The sequence below is a fragment of the Streptomyces cahuitamycinicus genome (genome assembly GCF_002891435.1).
Taxonomy (GTDB): Bacteria; Actinomycetota; Actinomycetes; order Streptomycetales; family Streptomycetaceae; genus Streptomyces; species Streptomyces cahuitamycinicus.
This window is the reverse complement of sequence record NZ_POUC01000580.1, coordinates 1-3,986: the sequence shown is the minus strand read 5'-3', so window position 1 is coordinate 3,986 and position 3,986 is coordinate 1. Positions and strand designations below refer to the sequence as shown.

The window sequence follows — 3,986 nt, the reverse complement described above, 5'->3', positions numbered from 1 at the left end:
GTCCCGGCCCCGCCCGCCGAGGGGCGAGCCGTCCCGGACCTCTACCACCACCCCGTTCCGGAGCCCGACCCCGTCCGCGTCGAGGAGGTGAGCCGCCGGATCAAGCGCTGGGCCGAGGACGAGGTCCAGCTCTACCCCGAGGAATGGGAGGGGCAGTTCGACGGATTCTCCGTCGGCCGCTACATGGTCGCCTGCCATCCCGACGCCCCGACGGTCGACCACCTGATGCTCGCCACACGGCTGATGGTCGCGGAGAACGCGGTGGACGACTGCTACTGCGAGGACCACGGCGGATCACCTGTCGGTCTGGGCGGGCGCCTCCTCCTCGCGCACACGGCCATCGACCACTTCCACACGACCGCGGAATACGCGCCGGCGTGGCAGGAGTCGCTCGGCTCGGACGCCCCGCGCCGGGCGTACCGCAGCGCGATGGACTACTTCGTCCGCGCGGCCACGCCCTCCCAGTCCGACCGCTACCGGCACGACATGGCCCGGCTGCACATGGGCTACCTCGCCGAGGCCGCCTGGGCACAGACCGGTCACGTCCCGGAGGTGTGGGAGTACCTGGCGATGCGCCAGTTCAACAACTTCCGCCCCTGCCCCACGATCACCGACACCGTCGGCGGCTACGAACTGCCCGCGGATCTGCACGCCCGGCCGGACACGCAACGGGTCATCGCTCTCGCCGGCAACGCGACCACCATCGTCAACGACCTCTACTCGTACACCAAGGAACTCGACAGCCCAGGCCGCCACCTGAACCTGCCGGTGGTGATCGCGGAACGCGAGCAACTCTCCGAGCGCGACGCCTATCTGAAGGCCGTCGAGGTCCACAACGAACTCCAGCACGCCTTCGAGGCCGCCGCGGCCGACCTCGCGGCGGACTGCCCCCTGCCTCCCGTGCTGCGTTTCCTCAGGGGCGTGGCCGCCTGGGTCGACGGCAACCACGACTGGCACCGCACCAACACCTACCGCTACAGCCTGCCCGACTTCTGGTAAAGAACGGACCCTTCTGTGACCACTGAAACCACCTCCACAGCCTCCGTGAGGATCCCGGCCCCGGCGACGCCGTACCAGGGGGACATCGCCCGCTACTGGAACAACGAGGCACGGCCGGTCAACCTCCGCCTCGGTGACGTGGACGGGCTCTACCACCACCACTACGGCATCGGCGACGTGGACCACGCCGCGCTCGGCGACCCGGCCCACAGCGAGTACGAGAAGAAGCTCATCGCGGAGCTGCACCGGCTGGAGTCGGCACAGGCAGAGGTACTCCTGGACCACCTCGGCCCCGTCGGGCCCGACGACACCCTCGTCGACGCCGGCTGCGGGCGCGGCGGCTCCATGGTCATGGCCCACCGCCGCTACGGCTGCAAGGTCGAGGGCGTCACCCTCTCCGCCACCCAGGCCGACTTCGGCAACAGGCGCGCTCGGGAACTGCGTATCGAGGACCACGTCAACTCCCGCGTGTGCAACATGCTCGACACGCCCTTCGAGAAGGGCAGCATCGCCGCCTCCTGGAACAACGAGTCGAGCATGTACGTCGACCTCGACGACCTGTTCGCCGAGCACTCCCGCTTCCTGCGGGTGGGCGGCCGGTACGTGACGATCACCGGCTGCTGGAACCCCCGCTACGGCCAGCCGTCGAAGTGGGTCTCCCAGATCAACGCCCACTTCGAGTGCAACATCCACTCCCGCCGTGAATATCTGCGCGCCATGGCCGACAACCGGCTCGTGCCGCAGACCATCGTCGACCTCACTCCGGACACCCTGCCCTACTGGGAGTTGCGGGCCACGTCCTCCCTGGTCACCGGGATCGAGAAGGCGTTCATCGAGTCCTACCGGGACGGCTCCTTCCAGTACGTCCTGATCGCGGCGGACCGCGTGTGACCCGGCCTCGCGGAGCCGGGGCCGTCACGGTGGGCCGCGGCTCCGCGAGTTGGATGCCGACCGCCCTCAACCCCCACCGCACGGATGAGGATTCGGACTGTGCCGTTCGGTCGCTGAGGCCCATGCGAGAATGTCGCCCGTGACCGGATCGTCTACGTCGCCCGTCGTCGAGAGCACGCCCCATCACGGTCTGGGCCCCCGTGCCGCCGCGATACTGGTGTTCGGATCCTCGGCGGCGGTTCTGGTGGTCGAGATCGTCGCCCTGCGGCTGCTGGCTCCCTACCTCGGCCTGACCCTCGAGACCAGCACCATGGTGATCGGCATCGCGCTCACGGCCATCGCCTTCGGCTCCTGGCTGGGCGGGCACATCGCCGACCAGGTCGATCCGCGTCGGCTCATCGGCCCTTCGCTGGGGGTGTCCGGAGCGGTGGTGGCGCTCACCCCCGCCGTGCTGCGGAGCACTGCGGAGTGGGCGTCGGCGGTGCTCCTGGTCATCGCGGCGCTGACCATCCTGGTACCGGGTGCACTGCTCTCCGCGGTGACGCCGTTCGTGACGAAGTTGCGTCTCACCAGCCTGGCGGAGACCGGTACGGTGGTCGGCCGGCTCTCGGGCATCGGAACGGTAGGCGCCATCGTCGGCACGGTGCTCACCGGCTTCGTCCTCGTATCGCGGTTGCCGGTCAGCGGCATACTGCTCGGCCTCGGAGCACTGCTGGTGGTCGGCTCGGCGTGGGCCGAGTGGCGAACGCGCGGGTGGACCGGCGCCCCTGCCCTGGCACTCGTCGTCGCGGTCGGCGGCCTCGCCGCCACGGTCGCGCCCGGCGGCTGCGACGTGGAGACCAAGTACCACTGCGCACGGGTCGTCGCGGACCCCGGCGGAGGCGACGGTCGCACGCTCCTTCTGGACGGCCTGCGGCACTCCTACGTCGACATCGACGACCCGACCCATCTTGAGTTCGCGTACGTGCGCGCCGTCGCGTCTGTGGTCGACGCCGGCTTCCCGCAGGAAGAGCCAATCGTCGCCCACCACCTGGGCGGTGGCGGACTCACCCTTCCCCGCTACCTCGCCGCTACGCGGCCCGGAACACGAAGCCTCGTCTCCGAGATCGACGGCGGGGTCGTGCGCATCAACCACGACCGGCTCGGTCTGCGGTCGCAAGCCGGTATCGACGTACGCGTGGAGGACGGCAGGCTCGGCCTGCGGCGACTCGACACCGACAGTCGTGATCTCGTCGTCGGCGACGCCTTCGGTGGCGTCAGCGTGCCGTGGCACCTCACCACCGTGGAAGCGATGACCGATGTCCGGCGGGTGCTCAACGACGACGGCCTGTACGTGGCCAACCTCATCGATCACGGTGGCATGGACTTCGCACGCGCCGAAGTGGCCACGCTCGGCGAGACCTTCGCGCACGTCGCGCTTCTCGGCGAACCCGCGGACATCGGTCTGGGCCCGGCCGCCGCATCCGAGGGCGGCAATCTGGTGGTGCTCGCCTCCGACCGGCCGGTCGACCTCCAGGCGGTCCAACGAGCGCTCGACGCCCGGCACACCGGCTGGAAGATCGCCACCGGCCAGGACCTCAGCTCCTGGACCGGCGCTGCCCGGCTCCTCACCGACGATCACGCCCCTGTGGACCAGCTCCTGCAGCCCTACAGTCCGCAGAGCGGCCAGTAGGCGGGCGAGACCGGACCCACCGGCGTTTTCACCGGGTTCAGCGGCCCGTCCGTGTCCGCCGCAGCCCTGGGCGTTTCTGCCCCGGGCGCGCCCGGACACGACGGCCTCAGCTTCCCGTGCCGAGGGCTTCGCCGACCAGCCCGCGCACGGCGTTCAGCGCCTCGGCCCGGTCCGCCGGGACCAGTCCGATGCGCGTGCGACGGTCGAGCAGGTCGGCTTCGTCCAGGGCGCCCTCGTGCCGCAGCGCCCACAGCAGTTCGGCGCCGGTGACGGCATGGCCGGGCACGACAGGCTCGCCCAGTCGCGGATCCTGCTCAGCCAGGGCGTGTACGGCCGGCGCCTCGGTGCCGTAGCGCTGGACGAGGCGGCGGGGCGCGCGCAGCGCGGCGAGCATCCGGGGGGCCGCGGCGCCCACCAGCGGGAG

Annotated in this window: 4 protein-coding genes; 3 read left to right on the top strand and 1 reads right to left on the bottom strand. The window is 70.6% G+C overall.

The genetic code is table 11. The features are described 5' to 3' along the window. The 3 genes from tcp to C1J00_RS39600 all read left to right on the top strand — a co-directional run. A partial coding sequence (gene tcp / locus C1J00_RS39610) for a 2-methylisoborneol synthase (protein WP_102913701.1) occupies window positions 1-999 on the top strand: 999 nt, incomplete at its 5' end. Window positions 1,000-1,014: 15 nt separating this feature from the next. After that, a complete protein-coding gene (locus C1J00_RS39605) occupies window positions 1,015-1,890 on the top strand; it encodes a geranyl diphosphate 2-C-methyltransferase (RefSeq protein ID WP_102913700.1) in 876 nt (291 codons plus the stop codon). Window positions 1,891-2,029: 139 nt separating this feature from the next. Then, complete coding sequence (locus C1J00_RS39600) at window positions 2,030-3,562, top strand: fused MFS/spermidine synthase (protein WP_102913702.1); 1,533 nt, start codon at window positions 2,030-2,032, stop codon at window positions 3,560-3,562. A 106-nt stretch (window positions 3,563-3,668) separates the two neighbouring features. Here the strand turns inward: C1J00_RS39600 and C1J00_RS39595 are convergent. After that, a partial coding sequence (locus C1J00_RS39595; RefSeq protein ID WP_281262794.1) for a glycerol-3-phosphate dehydrogenase C-terminal domain-containing protein occupies window positions 3,669-3,986 on the bottom strand: 318 nt, incomplete at its 5' end.